The sequence below is a fragment of the Nostoc sp. genome, assembly GCF_036917535.1.
Classification (GTDB): domain Bacteria; phylum Cyanobacteriota; class Cyanobacteriia; order Cyanobacteriales; family Nostocaceae; genus Nostoc.
Genome location: NZ_JBALDA010000063.1, coordinates 81262 through 97163 on the forward strand (window position 1 = coordinate 81262; position 15902 = coordinate 97163).

A 15902-nucleotide genomic window follows, 5' to 3' on the forward strand; every position below is an offset into this window, starting at 1 on the left:
TAGCTAAAAAAGAGCGATGGGCTACGCTCCGCCGGAGGCGATCGCACTCTACTAAATACAATGAGGAACTAGTTGTACTGCAAATTTATTTAACACTCATAAACCACTCAGTAATCCCTTGAGCGATCGCATTAGCTGTTTTCTTCTGTACCTCTGGGTTCACTATCTGCTCAAATTCATCAGGATTGCTCATAAAACCTAATTCTAGTAATACCGATGGTGCAGCTGTCGGACGTGTCAGCGCCAGGTTATCCCAAAACACACCATAAGAAGGTTTGCCAATTTTTTTGACTACATAGTTGTGTAAAAACATTGCGAGGTTATGGGCTTGGGGTTGATACCAAAAAGCGGCAAATCCCTTGATTTTTTCAGCATCACCATCATCGGGTAGAGAGTTGTGATGTATAGAAATAGCGATGCATGGTTCTTCTTTACTAATAATTGCCTGACGTTCTGCTAGAGAAAGTTCCTTGTCATCCTCCCGCGTCATCACTACTGTTGCTCCTTGCTTCACCAACTCATCCTGCAACAACTTGGATACCACCAAATTCAAATCTTTTTCTAAATATCCAGTTGGCCCACTGGCACCAGTTTCTTTACCTCCATGCCCCGGATCGAGTACAATCTTGAAATTAGCTAAAGGCTTGCGTCTTGTGTTCCCAATTTTCGGCGGATGACGTAAAGTCAAAACCAGGGTTGTACCGTCGTATCTCAGCTTGTATCCCCACTGTTGAGCTTTTTTGAGGTTAAAGGTGTATTTTACTTGTCCTAGAGCCTCCTGTTGCCAATCTAGGCGAGAAATTAGGGGGTCATCATCCAGGCGAATAATGTCCGTTTGGGCAGTAGTATTGTAAAGAGTGAGAGCGAAAGCACCCTCACTTTGTTGCACGCTCACAGGTACGGGAACTTGTAAGGGGAAAACTATCTTTGTGGCACCAGGGAGTTGACGGTATCCGACACTGCGAATTATTGTCTGTGGCGGAATTGCACCAGGTAGAATGCGAGCTTCCTTACTATTAATCCAAGCGCCATAGTCCAGGCGCAACCATTCACCTTCTCTACCTGTTACTGTTGCGCGCGTGCCTTTAGGCAGTGGTGTAAGTCGGGAATAATCGGTGCTTGGGCCGGTACGAGCAACGCCTGACTCTACTGTAACCTCAAAAACTGGCAACTGTGCTCTTGAAAGGATTTCAATCTTACCAGTCCCTGGTTGAGTTATCGTCTTGCCATTGAGCGTTAGTTGAAACTGAGGTTTTCCTAGATCGGCGGCCGTTGCCACTGTGGTGCAACCTTTGTAATCGCCTACGCTAGACTGGGCATGAGGCTGATTTTGCCCTGTCAAAGCTGCCAAATTGCTTGGTAGTTCTGCCTGTTGAGGTTGGGATGAAAGGGGAATAGTTTGATTAGCCAAGTTTACAGAGACATTAGCATTAGGGGGTGCGATCGCGCCAAAACAAATTACTTCTCCCGGTAATCTGGCAATGTCAACTGCCGGAGTCAGGGAATCTTTCGCAAAGGCTACCCCCTGTGGTAGTTCCGGGCTAGCGTTAAGCCTGATCACCTTAATCTTAAGTTCTTGATTCTGGCGACGCACAGTAAAAAGATTCTCCCCCAATTGCAAGGGGAAACTAGGAGAAAAATGACCAGCTTTGCTGCGGGTAATTGGCTTACTATTGATCAAAACCTGACCATCTGGTGGTGCAGTGCCCAGAAAAAAGATTTTTTGGGCACTAGTTTGGTAGTTTGTCTGGGGAAAAACAACTATAAGAGATGGCTGTGCCAATGCTATGGAGGAGGAAAGAATAAAGCCTAATATTACTAATCCTAGAAGTTTTTTCACAGCAAATCACAGAAGATGACACCACAATAACTGTGGCACAATGACGGGATGTATTTTTAGAAGTCGTTAGAAATTCAAACTACTATGACTAAGTTTATCTTTGTTACTGGAGGCGTAGTTTCCAGTATTGGTAAAGGCATTGTAGCAGCAAGTCTAGGGCGTTTGCTCAAGTCGCGCAAATATTCGGTGTCGATTCTCAAACTTGACCCTTATATTAATATCGATCCTGGCACAATGAGTCCCTTTCAGCATGGGGAAGTATTCGTTACCCAAGATGGTGCGGAGACAGATTTAGACTTGGGGCATTACGAACGCTTTACCGATACTTCAATGTCGCGCTTAAATTGTGTGACTACTGGCTCGATTTACCAAGCAGTCATCAACAAAGAGCGGCGGGGAGACTACAATGGCGGTACTGTACAGGTAATTCCTCATATTACCAATGAAATTAAAGAGCGGATTCTGCGAGTTGCTAAAAGTACAAACCCTTCTGTAGTAATCACAGAAATTGGCGGGACGGTGGGAGATATTGAATCACTGCCGTTTTTAGAAGCAATTCGCCAGTTCCGTAAAGAGGTGGGACGGCAAAATGTGCTGTACATGCACGTAACGCTAGTACCGTGGATTGCTTCTGCGGGTGAAATGAAAACTAAGCCGACACAGCATTCAGTTAAAGAACTGAGATCCATTGGCATTCAACCAGATATTTTAGTTTGTCGGAGCGATCGCCCTTTACCCAAAGGATTAAAGCAGAAATTATCGGGATTTTGCGATGTGCCAGAAGAATGCGTCATCACTTCCCAAGATGCCAAAAGTATCTATGAAGTACCCCTAAATCTAGAACGAGAAGGAATGGCAGAACAAGTGCTGAACTTGCTGCAAATGGAACAACGTAAACCAGATTTGACGCAGTGGCAAACCCTGGTAAAACGATTACATAGTCCTAAGCATGAGGTAGAAATTGCGATTGTTGGTAAATATGTGCAGTTAAGTGATGCCTATCTATCTGTAGTGGAAGCACTGAACCATGCTGCAATCTCCACTTATGGCAAACTGCGTCTGCGTTGGGTGAATTCAGAAGATTTGGAAACTGAACCAGCCGAAAATTATCTTAAAGGTGTCGATGGCATAGTTGTGCCAGGAGGTTTCGGGGTTCGGGGAGTCGATGGTAAAATTGCCGCGATTAAATACGCCCGCTTACGCCAAATTCCCTTCTTGGGTTTATGCCTGGGTATGCAATGTTCTGTAATTGAATGGGCTAGGCACGTAGTGGGATTAACAGGTGCTAATAGTGCTGAATTTGACCCTTACACAACTAATCCTGTAATAAATTTATTGCCAGAACAGCAGGAAGTTGTGGATTTAGGGGGTACAATGCGCTTAGGGCTATACCCTTGTCGTGTTCTCCCTGATACTTTAGCTTTTAAGCTCTATCAAGAAGATGTGATTTATGAACGACATCGACATCGCTATGAGTTCAACAATGCTTACCGCAATTTGTTGTTAAAGTCTGGCTATACGATTAGTGGTACTTCTCCCGATGGACGTTTAGTTGAAATTGTGGAATTACCCAAGCATCCATTCTTTCTTGCTTGCCAATTTCATCCAGAATTTCAATCACGCCCCAGTACACCTCATCCCTTATTTAAAGGATTCATTCAAACAGCGATCGCTCTTTCTCTTTCGACATCTAGTACACCAACGCCATTGGAGGTGTCATAACAATTCATAATTCATAATTCATAATTCATAATTAATTACAACATTAACTTAAAGCTTCAGTAGATTTGGATATTCAGGGTGCATCATTCGTAAATTTTGGACTTGAGGAGATGTTGTGGCGTACTGGGTGAAAATCCTTTACGAAAGGAAAGAATTTGTAGTAAATTTTGAACGTGTCCATGCTTTTTGTTATGAACTGAATGGCAGAGTTACTTTTTGGCTACCCGATAGTGCTATTCCCATAGTAATTAACCCACAAAATAATCTGGAAGACTATCAAAAAATTCTCAATTATTTAGAATGTGTGACAGGATTAGAATTAGATTGTGCCCACTGGGTAAAAATAATTTACGAAAAAAATGAATATGTAATAAATCTCAACTGCATCAGTTCCTTTTGTCATGAACCGAACGGCAGAATAACTTTTTGGTTGCCAGATGGCACTATTCCTATTATCATCAACCCTGTAAGTAATCCTGAATCTTATGAAAAAGTTGTGAAATACGTTCAGAAAGCAACAGGATATTCTTTGTCTTGAAATTACTGTGTAGCAGAACAAGGTAACATTAACAATTCAAAATTCAAAATGACGCTCGCGGACTTGCTAACGCTGCGCTAACAAAATTCAAAATTAAAGAACTTCTGCCCCCTGCCTTCTGCCTCCTGCCTCATCCCAACTACAAATATTTACGCCATTCTACTTATCGCTCACTGCCATTCGTCAAAAATTTGTTTTATCCGCTCAATCGCCGTGTCTGCTGCTTCTTCTGGAGATATGCTATTAACAACTATTCGATTGAGAGCCTTACCCCAAACATTCTCTTCTAAAACTAGGCTGTAAGCAGGGTTTTGAACAATATAAAATGGGCGAGTTAGACCTTTAGTCAGTGTTTGAGTTGCAGTGGAAAGATGAGGATCTGCTGGATTTGTCCAAAAAGGGTCTTTCCAAACAGACTTCATTACTGGTAGATACCGACCTCCGGTAGCTTTAAGATAGTTTCCTATTACTTCAGGTTTAATTAAATACGTGAGAAAGTCTTTGGCTACCTTTTGGTTTTTAGATTCGGCAAACAAAACTATTTCATTAACCGAGACTAAGTAGCGCATCGGTTTACCATTGGGTTTGTTCGGAAATTCTAGGATACCAAGCTTGTGACGATAGGTGTCAGGATCTTGGCGGACAGCAGCAGGAATCGAGAGCGAGGAGTTAGGCGTCATAACCACGCCACGATTGAGCAAGCTGCGATTATTGTCTGGATTTAACCAGTTTACTGCATCTGGTGGTACGTAACCCTGCTGGAAAAATTTCGCATACCACTCTAAGCTCTCAACAATACCTTGATGCACCTGAGGATCGTTGAGGAGAAGTTGACCCTTGGAGTCTAAAATTTGGACATTGTATGCCTCTAAAATCTGCTCAAATAAGTAGTAGGTATCTGTAGACCCAGTGGAAAAAGGAAAACCTAACCCGTAAATATTCTGTTTTTGCTGTGCGCGCAAATCATCCTGTGCTTGTTTCCAAAACTCCCAAAAAACATCCCACTCTTTGGGGATATCGCTTTGAGTTCGACCTACTTGCTCTAGCAAGTCTCGCCAGTAAAAAATGTGAATTGTTAATTGATTAATTGGGACTGCATAGTAACTCAGCTTTTTATCAACGTTGTTATATAAACGAACTGCTTCCAACACACCTTCAGAATAAATACTTTTGACTGGCTCAATTACATCAGAGACATCTGCCAGTTTACCTTCCCAGGCAAGACGTGGATACAGCTCCCTCTCAGCACTGCTATTTATTACGAGATCAGGCGAATTACCTGCCTGAAGTGCCCTTTGAGTCTTTTGTGGCAACTCATCGTTAGTATAGAAAGTAAGTTTAATTTTGTTGCCGCTTTGTTGTTCCCAGTTACTAATAATCTTCTGGAGCGCTTCATCCTCTTCCAAAGTATAACCTTTATCTGACCAAATCTTCAGAACTTTAGTGTTAATAGGAGACTCAATGACTAAGGATTGATTAGATTTTAAGATGTTAATGCAGGCAAGAATTATCAAGCTGAGTATCAATGCCACGAGTACGTAGCGATGGCTAGCTCTCATTAGCATTACAGTAAAAGTTTGCTTGACTCTTTGCTGATTCTTAAAGCCTTTAGCTCTTGGATTGGCTTTGGTTCTGAATAATATACTCATTTTTTATGATTTTTGTCAGAAAAACATCTTTACTGCATCTTCTGACATCACATAGGCTTATTCAAGTGTTATTCAATCCACAATCCTAAGTTCTCTGTCTATTCTGCAAAAAAGTTGGTGTCTGTAGCAAGCTCCAAAGCAAATTATTCTTCTACTAATTCCTAAATACTAATGTCTCTAGTACGCTAAGGCATAAATAGAGCAACCATTTAAAATCCCTAAAAAGCTCATTCCATAATACTTTTGACTTTTGACTTTTGAACGCCAGTTGCTTCTCCCAAGGGGAGACGCTGCGCGAACAAGTCGGCAGAGCCGACGACAGTCGCCTCAAGTCGGGAAACACTTTCGGCAGTTCCTCTTGGGGGGAACCCCCTCTGAGCGACTGCCTCACCACGGCGCTGTCTCCCCAACGCACTGGCTCCTTTTGACTTCCGCCTTGCGGTACTAGCTGGGGTTGTTTGAACCATAATTTAAAATCTTGAATAGCATTGCCATGCCAACTTTGCTGCACCTACTATCCCTGCAAAATTGCCCAACTTTGCTGGCAATATTTGTAAACCCGCTCGTGATAAAGGCTGTACTCGCTTCTCAATTTCTGCCTTCACACTTGGTAAGAAAAACTCAAAGCTACCACTGATACCGCCACCAATCACGATCGCTTGCGGTGTGAGTACATAAATCAAACTCGTCAAACCAATTCCCAAATTTCTACCATATTCTTGCCAAAAAGTCAATGCCGCGGCATCTCCTTGTCGAGCAAGAAAACCCAATTCGATGGGTTCCTTGAGAGTACGGCGGCGAATTGCAGTCGCACAGGCATATTGTTCCAAAGAGCCTCGATTGCCACTATTACAAATTGGGCCATCAGGATTTAATGAAATTAAACCCAATTCTCCGGCAGCTCCTTGATGTCCAATAAATAGTTTGCCATCAAGAATAATTGCGCCACCAACCCCAGTACCTAAAGTTAGCAGAATCAGATTTTGAAAGTGGCGACCGGCTCCTAGCCAAGCTTCTCCCAAAAGAGCGCAATTAGCATCATTAGCGATCGCAGTCGGTTTGCCAGTTTTAGCTTCTAACCAGTCTGCTAAAGGCACATCAATCCATCCAGGTAAGTTAATAGCGATTTTGGCAATGCGTCCTGCGGCATCGGATGGCCCAGGAGTACCAACACCAATAGCAATAGCTTGATTATCTGGATCGATTTGAGCGATCGCATCTATCAGCACCGCCAACACTGCTTCCGGTGTTGTTGGTTGGGGAGCTGCCACAGTCATAGATTGCAGACAAGTACCATCAGCTGCAAAACGCCCCAGCTTAATTGCTGTTCCCCCAACATCAATGCCAATTACTTGAATTTTGTCATTTGTCATTTGTCCTCTCTTACAAAGTTCTGATCGGAGGAAACCTCCGCTCAGACTTTGCGCTTTGTCATTTGTCATTGGGCATGGGGCATTGGTAATTGGTGAACAGCTATTCCCTATTCCCTATTATTAGGTGCGAGTCGTTTTCACCCCCGATCTATTCGCGCAGTGTCTCCGCTTGGGAAAAGACGCGCAGCTTTCAACTCTGATTTCTGTAAATTAGCAAAAGTCGTGCTGCGGAAACTAGATTGCTCTTGCCAAGCTGTTATTGGCGCTCCTCTTAAAATACCAGCAAGAGCAATCGAAAGGATAAACCCGCCAGTAGCGGCAGCAATTAACGTTAGATTATCTTTCATATAAATCTCTGTATTGTTTATTTGTCATTTGTCCTTTGTTTAAAACTAATGACCATTGTACAGACGCGATTAATCGGGTCTCTACTGACCAATGATTACTGTCGGATTCTATTTTCTCTCCGTAATCGGGGATTGACAAATTCATTTAACCCTTCACCAAGTAGTGATAACCCTACCACCATAAATGTCATAGTTAAACCAGGGAAAAGCGTAGTCCACCAAATACCAGTAGGTAGAGCTTCTAGAGCTTGTTTTAAATCATGTCCCCATTCTGCCACTTCTTCGGGAAGTCCTAGCCCCAAAAAGCCTAAACCGCCCAACACCAAAATTGCATCAGCGGCATTGAGTGTAAATAGGACGGGTACGCTTTGAATGACGTTGAAAAACAGATAACGGGAAAGCACAACCCAAGTCGAAGCACCCATTGCTTGAGCAGCTTCAATAAACACTTCAGTTTTCACACTGACGGTGTGGTTGCGAACAACCCGGTAATATTGGGGGATGTAGGCAATGCTAATAGCGATCGCTGCATTTAATATCCCACGCCCCACCACAAATGCCAGCGTTACAGATAGCAGTAGCCCCGGTAGAGTGTAGATGCTATCCATAATAAATAGCAACACTTTATCTAATTTACCGCCGAGATACCCACTAAGCATCCCCAAAGGCACACCAATAATCATACTCAGCGCCGTTGCCAAAATCACCACCTGCAAAGCAGCTTGAGCGCCGAACAATGTTCGGGAGAACACATCATAGCCGAGGCGACTAGTACCAAACCAATGTTTAGCTGAGGGTGGCTCATGAATTGGATTAGAGAGGAAATCTTTGGGGTTTTGCAGCCATCCCCAAGCCTGCAATACGGGAGCGAAGAAGGCCAGGAAGATAAAAAATAGGGTAATCCCTAACCCGATGAACATGAGTTTTTGGGAAAGATTGAGACTTTTGCCAAACTGTAAAAATGTCGGTAGTCGCCGTTTTGTAATGGCCATAAAGCGATCGCCTGGATCAAGCAAGATACGCTGACCATTTTACATATTTAGATAGGGGATTGCGTAAACATCCTTAATCATTGATTAGATAACAACATGAATGCATCCTTCTAGTAGCATCTTGACAGCGTTAGCGAAGCCTTGCCGAAGGCATCGCCCGTTGGACTTCTCGCTTGTCTTGGCTATTTTCGATAAACTCTAATAACGATACCTTCTCTACAAGAGGCTTCGCCAACGGTGAGCTTCTTGCAGAGACGCTTCTCTTTGCAGAGAGGCTTCGCCAACGCGTAGCTTGCTTCCCCGGAAGGGTACGCTAACGCATCCACATTAATATTTTCTGTACTTGCTGGTAATTACATCCTTGTCTTTATTTCGTATTTTCTCACGACTCATTTAAGATTGCTATAGCGAGCGCAGGTTTAGATACCCTGTACGGATCTGTACGGAGATGCTGGCGGGATATGGTTTATTAAGTTTACACAAACCCAAAAATTTTGGAAAGCTATCTAATTAAATAAGTGTAGAAAATCATAGGTTGCTAGACCTATTTTGCTTTGCTCCTATTTCACTTTTAAAACAATTGGTTTAGACAAAAGCAATTGTAGCTAAATATATCATTTTTTATTTGAGTTTTATAAAATTACCGTTAATTTATCCACATTGTATTTTCAGGAAAATCACGCTTTTCTGTATTTGTAATTCAAATTATAAATAGAGAAGTCCAACAAATTGTGATTTTTTAAACCAATCGAATTATAAAATATGAAAACTCAAAACTTATTCAATTTACTGAAGGTTGGCATTACCACTTTTGGAATCTTCTTTGTGGCTAGTCAAGGAGCGTATGCCTCCGACTTAAAGGGAACAGCATTTAGCATATCTTTGGAGTGTATGAACGACACTACCGGTCTTTTGATGGGTAAAAACTCAACTGATGCTAGCGGCTGGCAGTATGCATTTGATTCAAACACAGATGGAATGAACGGGAACTACTGGGTTGGTGCCGCGCCAGGGAAAGTAAATCCCTACGATATTTCTGGTATGGCTATCAAAGAAACTGCTACCAGCGTCATTGTGGCAATCAATGGCAATATGAAGTTAACAGGAGAGGCTGAACAGGGTGCTGCAGGCGGTCAGATTGGATATGGTGATTTGTTCTTCAATATAGTCGGTAAGACCTTTGAAAATGCTATGAGCAGTGGGGATTTGTTTGGTATTCATTTCTCCTCAGTTAATGCTTCAGGGATACAACAACTAGGTGTTTATAGTGGTGTTCAAGCAAAGACAGTTGCTGATAGCAAAGAGGGCTACAGTGTTGGATATGGTGGTTTAGCAGGAGATGGATGGATTTCTTACGAAACTCAGGTGAAACAAGGTGGTGGTGTTGTTGGCTATGGTGATTTGACCAGTAGTTATTTTACCAATAATGGCAACGACAAAACATTTAATCTCAATGTCATCGATTCTGGAAAATATCTGAGTGGAATCTCGTTTCTCGCACAGGGTGATGTAACTCAGCAGTTGCTAGCCACTGGCTATGATGCCAATAAGTTCAACGGCATACAAACCATTGCATTTCAATTCAAAAAATCTGCTATTGTGCAATCAACTCCTGAGCCTGCTAGTCTCGCTGGTTTAGGAATCGTCGGTATAGCTTTGGCTGGTAGCAAGCGACGCAAGAAGTCATCGTAGAATTAAGTGGGGACTGTTTGCAATACAGCTTAATTTATTTTCAGTAATTATAGACAAGAGAAAAGACTACTTTTTCTTAGAAAAATAATAGCTGGAGTAATGGAATTTTGAATAAAGCTTAAGTCAAAAGTATCCCAAGCCGTATAGATTTACTCACTAAACATTAAGTAGTCAAATTTCAATGCCCTTGCGAGAAAGTAAGGGCATTTTTTTCTCAGATAGTTATCAAATATAAAAACTACTTTGGTAATTATCCAAACAACCTCTTAGCGAATTTAATTTTTCGTTAGAGCAAATACCTAATTTCCAATTTCCGGGAGTTTGTTCGCTTGCAATGCTTAACGGCTTGATAAAACCTGTTGTCTTTGATGAAGTTCAGAGTGCAAATATTCTTTGCATTTAATCTGATTTATTCATTGGCTCTAAATGCAATTTGCTAGAATTACTATAGTTTTTGTTTCTGAAATCTAGCATTTTATTATGATTATGCGCTTTCCCACAATTGCTGCGACCTTTCTGGTTGCTAGTCTTAGTATCGGTACACTTTTGAGTATTGCTGCCCCAGCTTCGGCTCAAGAGATAATAAATTGTTCAAGCCAAAATAATCGAAGGAATACTTGTTCGGTAAATACAAGAGGCAGAGTGAGGCTTGTCAGGCAATTGTCTAACACCAGTTGTAGAGGAAATTGGGGCTATCGGAGAAATCGTATTTGGGTGAAAAATGGTTGCCGAGCTGAGTTTTCAGTTGACGATCGCAGAAACGACAGATATGACAGAAACGACAGAAACGACAGATATGACAGAAACGACAGAAACGACAGATATGACAGAAACGACAGATATGATAGATATGACAGATAGTAAACTGGGTATTGCATCAATATAGATAGTTAAGCACAATAGGCTACAAGCACAGAACATGCTTTAAACAGCTAACCTCAACTGCTGAGGTAACTGCTGTTCAATTAAGTTAATTAGTTCTGGACTCCACTTAACTACTCTATTGTTAAAGTCTGCAAACTGCTTACCTTTCTCAGTAGGTTCCCATTGCCAATAATGTTGGATCTGGAATTTCATTTATCTCTTTAAGCATTTTATTGACATAGCGATTAGTCCAATTTTACTCAGTTGTTTGAGTTAGTATTTAAGCTATCTCTTACACCTGAGATGATTGCTTCTCTCACTTCTTATGATTTCATTCTTGAAGCTTTATTTAGCGCAGCTTCATAAAGAATTGGTATTAGCTAATTGCAATACTTACAATAAATAGGGGTAAAAATTTTACCCCTACAAAGTTGCGTATTATTTTAAGAAAAGCCAGAGAAGTTTATTGCTCTGAAGTTAAGTGACTTTCTAGCAAAGATGCGATCGCTTCAGGATGAATATTCTTGTATTTCTTGTTACCAAGCTGTAAAACACAGTTGGGAGCGCTGCCACAGCATTTTTGGCAACTAGTATGTTCAATGTTAACTTTGTCTAACAAACCGCGATCGCACAAAGTTTTTTCTAATTCTGATAATAAACCTTTACCACCACGTTTGAGGCAACCGCCCTTTTGACATACCATAATCCTCGCTTTGGGTTTAGGTGGTAAATCTTGCTTTGGACACGCATCAATTGGTGTCACACGATAGGCTTTAATTTTTACTTTACTTGTGCGCGAGTCTACCTTACTATGACCACAAACACGAACTCGTTGACCAGGAACTAAGGATGAACTTAGAGAACGGCGCAACTCTTTAGGTAGTTTAATTTCCACATTTCCAGATGGAACTGCTAATTGCAAATATTTATATTTTCCTGGTTCACCACCAACAAAACCTAGTAACTGTCCTTCAAGATTCAATTCTGATAACGTCAAATATTTATTACCCATGATTGATAAAAAGTTATTGGGCATTAGGCATTGGAAAGAGACAAGGTAGACAAGGAAGAGGGGGGAGATAAGGAGAGAAGTCTGAGCGCCGGCTTCCGGCGTTGGCGCAGCCCGCCGTAGGCATCAGAACTTCGGAGAGAGACTTGTTCAATAATTCACCCTTGTCCCCCGTGTCTTCCTTGTCCCGTCCTCTCCTGCTCCCCACTCTTGTTATGCAAGGCGTTTAGCTTCTACTGTTTGAGGTAAATTTGCTGTGTCTGGCAATTCACGAAATTCTAATTCCCAACCATTTGCTAGAGTGAGAATCTTGCCATCATTTCCATCGGTTTGTTTGACGACTTCTTCTTCCAGGTCTTTTTTTGCAACGTAAACTACTAAAGTGCCGGCGTCATTCATGCGTAGCATTACTTTCATGAGATTCCTCAACAGATTCTAGTTCTTTTTTCATACAGCCGACGACAAACCCTGTTTCTAAGAAATGCACAGCATATATATAGGAAGTTTGCAAATATGTGCCTATACTTGCTACGTAGCCGATATCTCCTTTATTCACTAAAACTTGCCCAATTTCTTTACCAGGAAAGGTACCATCGTTTTTGAGCAGTTTCCGAACTCTAACTTTTTCACCAATTTCAAAAGCAGGTGGCAAGTTTAGTTCTAATTCATCGCGTTGCATGAGAGTACCTCTGTTCTCTGACCAAATTCAATAATTCTTCTGTCGTCAAACTGCGTTTTTTCTGTACCGATTGATGGCGCACTGCGTCTAAAACTGATTGGGTTTCTTGGGAGTTCAAGAAAATTCCATGCTGTTCTAGCAAGTTAGCAACTAAATGCCGTCCAGAATGTTTACCTACTACTAAACGCCGTTCCCAACCCACCTCTTCGGGTGCAAATGGTTCGTAGGTAATGGGATTTTGCAATACCCCGTGAGCATGGATGCCAGATTCGTGAGCAAAGGTATTTTCGCCAACGATCGCTTTCCAAGGTGGTAAGTCTGCACCGGATGCGGTTGCAACTAGTTGAGATAGTTCCAGCAGACTGGAAGTGTCAATGCCCAAATCAACGCCGTAGATGCGTTTGATCGCCATGACAACTTCTTCTAATGCGGCATTTCCTGCCCTTTCACCCAATCCGTTAACTGTGGTACTCACTGATGATGCTCCGGCTTTGATACCCGCAAGGGCGTTGGCAGTTGCCAGACCAAAATCATTATGCGTGTGGATTTCTAGGGGAATCGTCAACGCTGAAACCAATCGTTGGACTTTGGTGTAGGTGGTGAAAGGGTCGAGAACTCCTACAGTGTCGCAGAAGCGGAACCGGGATGCACCCCATTCTTGGGCATAAAGTGCTACATCTAAGAGGAAATTATCATCAGCCCTGGAAGAATCTTCGCCGCCGACTGCTACCCAAAGACCTTGATCGAGGGCGAAGTTAATTGAGTCTTTGAGTTTTTGTAAACTTACTCGCCACTGACCGTGAAACTTAGCGGCAATTTGGATACCAGAGACGGGAATAGCAATATGCACCCTGTCCAAACCACAGGCGATGGAAGCCTTGATATCTGAGATCACAGCACGGTTCCAGCCCAAGAGTTTTGCTTGTAAACCCAATTGAGAGATTGCGGCGATCGCCCGCGTTTCTTCGTCACCCATTGCTGGTATACCCACTTCTAATTCCGGTATACCAATGGCATCGAGAAACTTAGCGATCGCTACTTTTTCTTGTAGAGTAAAGGCAACACCTGCTGCTTGTTCGCCATCACGTAATGTAGTGTCATTAATTATGATTTGATTCATTGCAAATATCCCTCTCTTGGAAGTATTCTTAATATCCTTTCCCTCTACAATCCCCAGCGATGACAAATGCTAAAAATATCACAATTCATAATGTAGGATACATGATCCTTAATTATTGCTCTATTAGTAGCATGACATCTGTATGGCAGGGAACTAAAACAATGTATAATTTGCTAATCGTTTTTACCGATGTCATTTGAAATGTCTTCGATTAGCAATGAACTAATATAACTATTAGCAAATCCCGAACAAAGCAATACACAGAATCCAGCAATTAAGGATGTAATCATCTTTATAACCTCATCTTTTCTAGTGCATTTTGGTGTAATTTAGGCAGGTGATGGTACTACAAAGCTAAGAGAAATTCGCTAACTTTGGTCTGCTAGCCAATCAAAAATTTTTCCTAGCTGCTCCAAATCAACGAAACCATACTGCCAGAGGAGCATTGGTAGTGGGCCATTTTCTGATTCACGGTGTCGCAGAGCTACAGCAATATCGGCATTTGAAAGTTCAAGTTCATTGTGCAAAAAATTGAGGAGTTTTATATCTCTGTTCCGAGTCGGCATAATCGAACTTTCAATTTCTTAATTTGGGAAAAGATTAAAAATCAGAGATTCCAATTTATATTTAGGAATTTCGCCTTTTTAATTGTTGCTATATGTCAGGAAAATTTCAGAATTAGTAGACCTAACAAAATCTAAACCCCGTCTAATCCATCTCAGTCTGCAACAAATTCTGCTAGCAGACAGTAGCTTCAAACTCTAAACCTATTTGAGCTTTGTGCATCAGTGAACAAAAACGATGAAGTCCAGTACTTGCGTCATGAATTCAAGATTAATCGTTTCTAAATTAGGTCTTTTTGAAATAATCATGACTCATCACTATAATGCCAGCAACGCTCTAGCCACTCTAATAATTCGTGACGAGAAGCAAGAAACTGCATAACTGTACTGCGAATCAGAATTACTTCGAGCAAATTGTTCACTTGCACTCGCAAAGAACCATCGGGGGGACAAGAGCTGTTAATTTTTAACTCTTGTAAGCGATGATAGATTCGCCAGCGATCGCTCAAAGGAATCTGCAAAATGTGATTTGTCATTTGTCCTTTGTCCTTTGTCCTTTGCAAATGACTAATGACTCTTGCCTTAAAGTTTGCAGTTGTTTTTCGAGTTGCTCAATGCGCGAGAGCAAAGAACTAATCACGGTTGCTTCCATATCGGGTAGCTTTCCATGTTCTAAAGGAGAAAGGCTGGCGCTTTCGTTGCGAGAAATGATTCGACCGGGAACTCCCACAACTGTGCAGTCGTTAGGTACATTCTGCAAGACAATGGAACCAGCACCAATACGGACGCGATCGCCAATTTGCAGATTACCCAAAACTTTCGCACCCGCCCCAATCACTGCATTTTTCCCCACTGTGGGATGACGCTTACCAGTTTCTTTACCAGTTCCGCCAAGGGTGACGCCCTGGTAAATCAGTGTATAGTCGCCGACGATCGCAGTTTCGCCAATGACAACTCCCATTCCGTGGTCGATAAACACGCCTTGACCAATCTCTGCACCTGGGTGAATTTCAATTCCGGTCAAAAATCGCCCCAAATGAGAAATTAAGCGGGGGATAAAACCGACTCCTCGACCATGTAACCAGTGAGCAAGACGATGCAAACATAGCGCGTGCAATCCAGGGTAGCAAAATACTACCTCTAGCCAATTCCTTGCTGCGGGATCGCGCTCAAAGATAATGCGAAAATCACTCAATAATGGCTCAAAAAAAACGCCAGAGAGGAGATTTTTCAGCATGGATGTGTGGGCAGAATCCTGCGTTTTGGTAGTTTGGCGATCGCTAATACTGTCTAAAGACTGTTGCATCGGTAATGTCTATCTGGTGAATGAGTCATCTGCTTTTTTATGCTTATATCAGGTGACTTCCAACTCGATAGAAGATCCAATGCTGATTGGATTTATTGGATTGATTGAGGTTGTACTCAAACGGCGAAACCCCTACTTAACATAAATTTAAAATTTATCTAGGGGTAGGGGCGCTAGTATTTAATGATGGGGGTACTAGTATTTTTGG

The 15902-nt window shown here is 42.0% G+C and carries 18 protein-coding genes; 4 read left to right on the plus strand and 14 right to left on the minus strand.

The window, feature by feature from the left end:
* Positions 1–85 precede the first annotated feature (85 nt).
* Positions 86–1840 (minus strand): N-acetylmuramoyl-L-alanine amidase, encoded by a 1755-nt coding sequence (locus tag V7K56_RS20715; protein WP_334913105.1) that lies wholly within the window; start codon positions 1838–1840, stop codon positions 86–88.
* 84 nt (positions 1841–1924) lie between these two features.
* Between V7K56_RS20715 and V7K56_RS20720 the strand changes: the two genes are divergently transcribed.
* Both V7K56_RS20720 and V7K56_RS20725 read left to right on the plus strand, forming a co-directional pair.
* Positions 1925–3562, plus strand: a complete 1638-nt coding sequence (locus V7K56_RS20720) for a CTP synthase (RefSeq protein ID WP_334913107.1) — start codon at positions 1925–1927, stop codon at positions 3560–3562.
* A gap of 115 nt (positions 3563–3677) precedes the next feature.
* Positions 3678–4100, plus strand: a complete 423-nt coding sequence (locus V7K56_RS20725) for a hypothetical protein (RefSeq protein WP_334913109.1) — start codon at positions 3678–3680, stop codon at positions 4098–4100.
* A 170-nt stretch (positions 4101–4270) separates the two neighbouring features.
* Here V7K56_RS20725 and V7K56_RS20730 read toward each other — a convergent pair whose 3' ends face one another.
* The 5 genes from V7K56_RS20730 to V7K56_RS20750 form a co-directional block, all read right to left on the minus strand.
* Positions 4271–5749: a sugar ABC transporter substrate-binding protein gene (locus V7K56_RS20730; RefSeq protein ID WP_334913111.1), complete on the minus strand. Its 1479-nt coding sequence runs from the start codon at positions 5747–5749 to the stop codon at positions 4271–4273.
* 227 nt (positions 5750–5976) lie between these two features.
* The gene (locus tag V7K56_RS20735; RefSeq protein ID WP_334913113.1) at positions 5977–6216 is read right to left on the minus strand and encodes a hypothetical protein; all 240 of its coding nucleotides are present in this window, start codon (positions 6214–6216) and stop codon (positions 5977–5979) included.
* A 3-nt stretch (positions 6217–6219) separates the two neighbouring features.
* Positions 6220–7122, minus strand: coding sequence for an ROK family protein (locus V7K56_RS20740; protein WP_334913115.1), 903 nt, complete (start codon positions 7120–7122; stop codon positions 6220–6222).
* 137 nt (positions 7123–7259) lie between these two features.
* Positions 7260–7469, minus strand: a complete 210-nt coding sequence (locus tag V7K56_RS20745) for a hypothetical protein (protein ID WP_334913117.1) — start codon at positions 7467–7469, stop codon at positions 7260–7262.
* Positions 7470–7564: 95 nt separating this feature from the next.
* Entirely contained in the window at positions 7565–8461 is an 897-nt protein-coding gene (locus tag V7K56_RS20750; RefSeq protein ID WP_322729795.1) for an ABC transporter permease, read from the minus strand.
* A 762-nt stretch (positions 8462–9223) separates the two neighbouring features.
* On the opposite strand from V7K56_RS20750, the gene V7K56_RS20755 reads away from it, so the two are divergent.
* The gene (locus V7K56_RS20755) at positions 9224–10153 is read left to right on the plus strand and encodes a PEP-CTERM sorting domain-containing protein (protein ID WP_334913121.1); all 930 of its coding nucleotides are present in this window, start codon (positions 9224–9226) and stop codon (positions 10151–10153) included.
* 486 nt (positions 10154–10639) lie between these two features.
* Positions 10640–11014, plus strand: a complete 375-nt coding sequence (locus V7K56_RS37175) for a DUF3011 domain-containing protein (protein WP_442940129.1) — start codon at positions 10640–10642, stop codon at positions 11012–11014.
* Positions 11015–11077: 63 nt separating this feature from the next.
* Here V7K56_RS37175 and V7K56_RS20765 read toward each other — a convergent pair whose 3' ends face one another.
* The 8 genes from V7K56_RS20765 to cysE all read right to left on the minus strand — a co-directional run bounded on the left by V7K56_RS20765 (position 11078) and on the right by cysE (position 15694).
* Positions 11078–11230, minus strand: coding sequence for a hypothetical protein (locus V7K56_RS20765; RefSeq protein WP_334913125.1), 153 nt, complete (start codon positions 11228–11230; stop codon positions 11078–11080).
* Between the two features lie 250 nt (positions 11231–11480).
* Positions 11481–12029, minus strand: a complete 549-nt coding sequence (locus V7K56_RS20770; protein ID WP_334913199.1) for a (2Fe-2S) ferredoxin domain-containing protein — start codon at positions 12027–12029, stop codon at positions 11481–11483.
* A gap of 210 nt (positions 12030–12239) precedes the next feature.
* Positions 12240–12443: a putative nitrogen fixation protein NifT gene (nifT, locus tag V7K56_RS20775; RefSeq protein ID WP_069070440.1), complete on the minus strand. Its 204-nt coding sequence runs from the start codon at positions 12441–12443 to the stop codon at positions 12240–12242.
* Complete coding sequence (locus tag V7K56_RS20780) at positions 12418–12705, minus strand: nitrogen fixation protein NifZ (RefSeq protein WP_334913128.1); 288 nt, start codon at positions 12703–12705, stop codon at positions 12418–12420. The genes nifT and V7K56_RS20780 overlap by 26 nt, the downstream gene beginning before the upstream one ends.
* A complete protein-coding gene (nifV, locus tag V7K56_RS20785; protein WP_334913130.1) occupies positions 12692–13825 on the minus strand; it encodes a homocitrate synthase in 1134 nt (377 codons plus the stop codon). The genes V7K56_RS20780 and nifV overlap by 14 nt, the downstream gene beginning before the upstream one ends.
* A gap of 368 nt (positions 13826–14193) precedes the next feature.
* Entirely contained in the window at positions 14194–14391 is a 198-nt protein-coding gene (locus tag V7K56_RS20790; protein WP_104909030.1) for a DUF2949 domain-containing protein, read from the minus strand.
* A 302-nt stretch (positions 14392–14693) separates the two neighbouring features.
* A complete protein-coding gene (locus V7K56_RS20795; protein WP_334913132.1) occupies positions 14694–14924 on the minus strand; it encodes an Asr1405/Asl0597 family protein in 231 nt (76 codons plus the stop codon).
* Positions 14921–15694, minus strand: coding sequence for a serine O-acetyltransferase (gene cysE, locus V7K56_RS20800; RefSeq protein WP_334913134.1), 774 nt, complete (start codon positions 15692–15694; stop codon positions 14921–14923). The genes V7K56_RS20795 and cysE overlap by 4 nt, the downstream gene beginning before the upstream one ends.
* Positions 15695–15902 lie beyond the last annotated feature (208 nt).

Bases quoted from the DNA above. Each gene is read 5' to 3' on its own strand.
- V7K56_RS20720 (WP_334913107.1), top strand. From the start codon at position 1,925: ATGACTAAGTTTATCTTTGTTACTGGAGGCGTAGTTTCCAGTATTGGT.
- V7K56_RS20730 (WP_334913111.1), bottom strand. From the start codon at position 5,749: ATGAGTATATTATTCAGAACCAAAGCCAATCCAAGAGCTAAAGGCTTT.
- V7K56_RS20735 (WP_334913113.1), bottom strand. From the start codon at position 6,216: ATGGTTCAAACAACCCCAGCTAGTACCGCAAGGCGGAAGTCAAAAGGA.
- V7K56_RS20740 (WP_334913115.1), bottom strand. From the start codon at position 7,122: ATGACAAATGACAAAATTCAAGTAATTGGCATTGATGTTGGGGGAACA.
- V7K56_RS20745 (WP_334913117.1), bottom strand. From the start codon at position 7,469: ATGAAAGATAATCTAACGTTAATTGCTGCCGCTACTGGCGGGTTTATC.
- V7K56_RS20750 (WP_322729795.1), bottom strand. From the start codon at position 8,461: ATGGCCATTACAAAACGGCGACTACCGACATTTTTACAGTTTGGCAAA.
- V7K56_RS20755 (WP_334913121.1), top strand. From the start codon at position 9,224: ATGAAAACTCAAAACTTATTCAATTTACTGAAGGTTGGCATTACCACT.
- V7K56_RS37175 (WP_442940129.1), top strand. From the start codon at position 10,640: ATGCGCTTTCCCACAATTGCTGCGACCTTTCTGGTTGCTAGTCTTAGT.
- V7K56_RS20765 (WP_334913125.1), bottom strand. From the start codon at position 11,230: ATGAAATTCCAGATCCAACATTATTGGCAATGGGAACCTACTGAGAAA.
- V7K56_RS20770 (WP_334913199.1), bottom strand. From the start codon at position 12,029: ATGGGTAATAAATATTTGACGTTATCAGAATTGAATCTTGAAGGACAG.
- nifT (WP_069070440.1), bottom strand. From the start codon at position 12,443: ATGAAAGTAATGCTACGCATGAATGACGCCGGCACTTTAGTAGTTTAC.
- V7K56_RS20780 (WP_334913128.1), bottom strand. From the start codon at position 12,705: ATGCAACGCGATGAATTAGAACTAAACTTGCCACCTGCTTTTGAAATT.
- nifV (WP_334913130.1), bottom strand. From the start codon at position 13,825: ATGAATCAAATCATAATTAATGACACTACATTACGTGATGGCGAACAA.
- V7K56_RS20790 (WP_104909030.1), bottom strand. From the start codon at position 14,391: ATGCCGACTCGGAACAGAGATATAAAACTCCTCAATTTTTTGCACAAT.
- V7K56_RS20795 (WP_334913132.1), bottom strand. From the start codon at position 14,924: ATGACAAATCACATTTTGCAGATTCCTTTGAGCGATCGCTGGCGAATC.
- cysE (WP_334913134.1), bottom strand. From the start codon at position 15,694: ATGCAACAGTCTTTAGACAGTATTAGCGATCGCCAAACTACCAAAACG.